The organism is Amycolatopsis sp. NPDC104863 (assembly GCF_055582965.1).
The window spans coordinates 572,221-575,784 of record NZ_JBVJOW010000008.1 but is presented as its reverse complement, the minus strand read 5'-3'; the positions used below and the strand labels follow the sequence as shown (position 1 = coordinate 575,784).

The 3,564-nt window shown below is 71.2% G+C and carries 6 protein-coding genes; 1 reads left to right on the top strand and 5 read right to left on the bottom strand.

Translation table 11 applies throughout. The features are described 5' to 3' along the window. The coding region (locus ACZ63J_RS38650; protein WP_465408993.1) for a hypothetical protein at positions 1–248 on the bottom strand (248 nt) is incomplete at its 3' end. A 512-nt stretch (positions 249–760) separates the two neighbouring features. Between ACZ63J_RS38650 and ACZ63J_RS38645 the strand changes: the two genes are divergently transcribed. Continuing rightward, entirely contained in the window at positions 761–1,381 is a 621-nt protein-coding gene (locus ACZ63J_RS38645) for a fasciclin domain-containing protein (RefSeq protein ID WP_465408995.1), read from the top strand. A gap of 6 nt (positions 1,382–1,387) precedes the next feature. On the opposite strand, the gene ACZ63J_RS38640 is transcribed toward ACZ63J_RS38645, so the two are convergent. The 4 genes from ACZ63J_RS38640 to ACZ63J_RS38625 form a co-directional block, all read right to left on the bottom strand. Then, positions 1,388–1,693 carry a hypothetical protein gene (locus tag ACZ63J_RS38640; RefSeq protein ID WP_465408991.1) on the bottom strand — a complete coding sequence of 102 codons (306 nt, stop codon included), beginning with the start codon at positions 1,691–1,693 and terminating at the stop codon, positions 1,388–1,390. A 65-nt stretch (positions 1,694–1,758) separates the two neighbouring features. After that, positions 1,759–2,676 carry a YeeE/YedE thiosulfate transporter family protein gene (locus tag ACZ63J_RS38635; RefSeq protein WP_465408989.1) on the bottom strand — a complete coding sequence of 306 codons (918 nt, stop codon included), beginning with the start codon at positions 2,674–2,676 and terminating at the stop codon, positions 1,759–1,761. A 114-nt stretch (positions 2,677–2,790) separates the two neighbouring features. Then, positions 2,791–3,087 (bottom strand): putative quinol monooxygenase, encoded by a 297-nt coding sequence (locus tag ACZ63J_RS38630; RefSeq protein WP_465408987.1) that lies wholly within the window; start codon positions 3,085–3,087, stop codon positions 2,791–2,793. Between the two features lie 26 nt (positions 3,088–3,113). Further along, entirely contained in the window at positions 3,114–3,449 is a 336-nt protein-coding gene (locus tag ACZ63J_RS38625; protein WP_465408985.1) for a twin-arginine translocase TatA/TatE family subunit, read from the bottom strand. Positions 3,450–3,564 lie beyond the last annotated feature (115 nt).

Genomic DNA, 3,564 nt, shown 5'->3' with positions numbered 1-3,564 from the left:
CCGCCACCGAGGAGACCGTCGTAGCAGTCACCGTCGTCGTGGTGGTGGCCGCCGGTGATGTGCAGGCCGAGCAGGATGCTCAGGTGCAGGCCGTGGTAGTGGTGGCCGGGTTCGTGGCCGGTGCTCGAAGCGCTCGGCTGCGGGGCCGCGGTGGAGGCCGAAGCCACGGCGGGGGCGGCCAGCAGGAAGCCGAGTGCCGCGGCGGGCAGCGCAGCGGTCGCCAGCATGCGACGGCGGAGTGTGCTCACGGTGGATCTCCTTCTCCTCGAACGAACATCGGACCCGATCCCGACGGGATCACGGACCATTCGAGGCGACCGGGTGCGGCGGACAGGCTGCGGCGTGCGGACCAGCCCTGTGGGTGACGAGCCGACGGTTCAGGCGAGGCCGAGCAGGAACACCGGTGACGTCGTCGGCCGCGGCGAGCCGAACCGGGATGCCGTCCGCAAAATCTCGAGCAGAACTTCCTGGGTGACTTCCTCGGCCTGCGCACGGAGCGGACGGCGAGCACCGTTCCGTGGATCGGACAGCGAGAGTGGTCGTAGAGCCGGGCGAACGCGGGCTTGTCCCGACGGGCGACGGCATCGATGAGCTCTTCCGGCGACCGGATCTCGTCCGTCGGTGGCGGGGGCACGGGTGCGGAGGCATGCGCGGCGACCATGCCGAGCCACTCGATCGGGTCAACCGTGGTGGTGCGGCCGTCCGTGCCCGCGACGGCGGCGAAGCACCTACACGCCGGCCGCCCGACTTGGAGAATTTCGTGAACAAGCTTCGTGTCGCCGGAATCGGTCTGCTGGCCGCCGCCGCGCTGCCCCTGACCGCCTGCGGTGGCCCCACCTCCCCGGGAAGCCCCGGCAGCTCGCCGGTCCCGTGGGCGGCGTCGCCGAGCATCGCCGGTTCGACCGGGACCCCGGACGGCGTGACCACCGACGCCGACGTCTTCGGTCCCGCGTGCGGCCGGCTGCCGCAAGGCTCTCTTGATTCGATGGGGCCACAGCCCGTCATCTCCGCCGCCTCGACCAACCCGCTGCTGACCAAGCTCGTCGCCGCGGTCAAGGCCACGAACCTGGTGGACACCCTCGACAACGCGCCGGCCATCACGGTGTTCGCCCCGGCCGACCCGGCCTTCGCCGCCCTCGGTGACGCCGAGCTCGCGCCGATCCTGCAACACCACGTCGTCGGCAAGCGCTACGACGCCAAAGGCATCGCGACCGCCGGTTCGGTCGACACCCTCGACACCGCCGGCGGCCCGTTGAAGATCGAGGGCTCGGGCGTGACCATGACGATCAACGGCGCGAAGATCCTGTGCGGCAACATCCCCACCAAAAACGCGACCGTCTTCGTCATCGACAAGATGCTGATCCCCGGCACCAACAAATAACACCGGTCACGCGAGCATCTGCATACCGCCGAAGAACAACACCAGCAGTGCCCCGATTCCGCAGCCCATCAAGAGCGCGCCGCCGAGGCTGGGCCGGATCCGGACTCCCGCGTAGGCCAGGCCCAGCGCGAACATCATCCAGGCGCCCACGAAGGCCAGGTGCGACATCATGGTGCTGCTGAGCTCGAACGCGACTTTCGCGCCGCCGGCCACGACGAGCGCGGTGGCGACCGAAATTCCCACGTGGGTCCACCGGTTCTTGGTCGCACCACCGGTAGCGGTCGAAGCAGGGTGCGGGTGACTGCGGGTCATGGTGACCTCCTCGTCGGATCACTCCAGTCTCACACCGTTCACGCCCGATGATCCTTACCGCAGGATTACCGGTGTTCGGGAGTCTTGGCGAAGGCGGCCCGCGCGAGCGCGATCCCGGCGACGACGGCGGCCACGACGACCCACGAGGAGACGTTGAGCTGCGCGACGCCCGAGAGTCCGTGACCGAGGTTGCAGCCACCCGCGAGCCAGCCACCCGCGCCGAGCAGGAACCCGCCGACGGCCAGCCGGACGTAGCGGACCGGACGCTCGCCCCGCACGTGGAGATCACCGGTCACGCGAGCGGCGACCGCGGCGCCCAGGACGATGCCCGGCAGGAACGCCGTCAGCCACCAGTTCGGCTCGCCGGTGGCGAGACCGGCCACCGCGCCGACCGTGCTGGGGCCGAAGATCGCGCCGCCGGCGCCCGCCAGTGCCCAGCCCGCGATCGTCACCGCACCGAGTGCCACACCGGCGACCGGCCAGTTCCACTGCCCGCGGCGCGGGTGATCCGCGTGGCGCCACAAGCACAACGCCGCGACCACGACAGCCAGGAACGCGAAGGCGAACGCCACCCGCGGAACGCCGAGCAGAGCAGGAAAGGTCGCGGCCGGCCCGGGCGGCAGCAGGGTCGGCCCGGGAAGCACGACCTGGCGTGCGGACAGCTCGCCGGCGGCCCAGCCGCCGAGGCCGGCCGCGCAGCCGAGCATTCCCGACCCGAGTTTGAAGAACAGGCCCGAAACACACGTGCCGGCCACCGCCATGCCCACGCCGATCACGAGCCCGCCGACGACGTCGGCGACGGGCCTGAACGGCAGCCCCTGGTTCAGGCCGTCGGCGAGCGGAGTCAGGAACAGCACCGAGAGGCCGGCCGCGGCGATCGCCACGCCCAGCAGCCAGCTCCGGGCGAGCAGGAAGCGGCCGCCGAGGATGCCCGCGAAGGTCGAGTGGAAGCACAGCTGCGCTCGTTGCAGTACATAGCCCATCGCCACGCCGGCGGTCCCGCCGGTGACGATCGTGATCGCGCTCCCGGGAATGGCGCTCCTCCTCTGCCGTTCGCCGCGGCTGCCCGTACCGGCCGCCAGCGCCGCGCCCGGTGGCTACTTCACCGCGAGGACGTCGATGGGGCGGCTGTCCGGATCGGCCGCGAGCAGGTCTTCGGCGACCTGCCCGAGCGCAACGGGGATCTCGCCGCCGACGTGGGCTTGGCGGGCCTCTTCGGTCTCGAAGGTGTCGAAGATGCCGTAGGTGGTGTCGTCGATCTTGAACGCGTACCAGGTGACGGTCCCGGTCTCGGCGGCGGCGAGCGCGCGGCCCTGCTCGAGGAACGCGGCGAGCTCGTCGCCCTTGCCCGGCTTCGCTTTGAGGGTCGCGAGAAGTCCTCGGTCGATGGTCATGGGATGACGGTCCTTTCGGTTGTGTGTCAGGTGGCTTCCATGTCCACCCCGGCCGCGCGCCCGGTCGGCGACGGCTCCGGAGTGGACGGTTCGGCGGGCGCCGGGTCCAGGACGAACCGCGTCAGGGCGGTGCGTGGATCCAGGTTGCGGAGCTGGTTGAGCTCGCCCAGCGGCTTGCGCAGCTGCTCGAACTCGGGGCCGATTTCGTTGCTGATCTGCTCGTGGGCGTTCGCGAGGGCGTCCTTGGCCTTCTGCGCCGTCTTGCGCACGGTCGTTATGGCGCCGGGAAGTCGTTCCGGGCCGAGGATGAACAGCGCGGCGACGAGCAGGACGAGCAGGTGTTCCGGGCTGAGTCCGAACATCGTGTCCTCCGGTCGCGGGTGCGGGGCGGGGGGGGGGGGGGGGGGGGGGGGGGGGGGGGGGCGCCGCCCCCCGACACGGGGGGGGGTGGGTGGTCTTTCCCGTTCTTCCCCTCTC

What these genes read in the sequence shown, in the direction of transcription:
- ACZ63J_RS38640 (WP_465408991.1), bottom strand. Translation starts at nt 1,693, where the DNA reads ATGACCCGCAGTCACCCGCACCCTGCTTCGACCGCTACCGGTGGTGCG.
- ACZ63J_RS38635 (WP_465408989.1), bottom strand. Translation starts at nt 2,676, where the DNA reads ATGGGCTATGTACTGCAACGAGCGCAGCTGTGCTTCCACTCGACCTTC.
- ACZ63J_RS38630 (WP_465408987.1), bottom strand. Translation starts at nt 3,087, where the DNA reads ATGACCATCGACCGAGGACTTCTCGCGACCCTCAAAGCGAAGCCGGGC.
- ACZ63J_RS38625 (WP_465408985.1), bottom strand. Translation starts at nt 3,449, where the DNA reads ATGTTCGGACTCAGCCCGGAACACCTGCTCGTCCTGCTCGTCGCCGCG.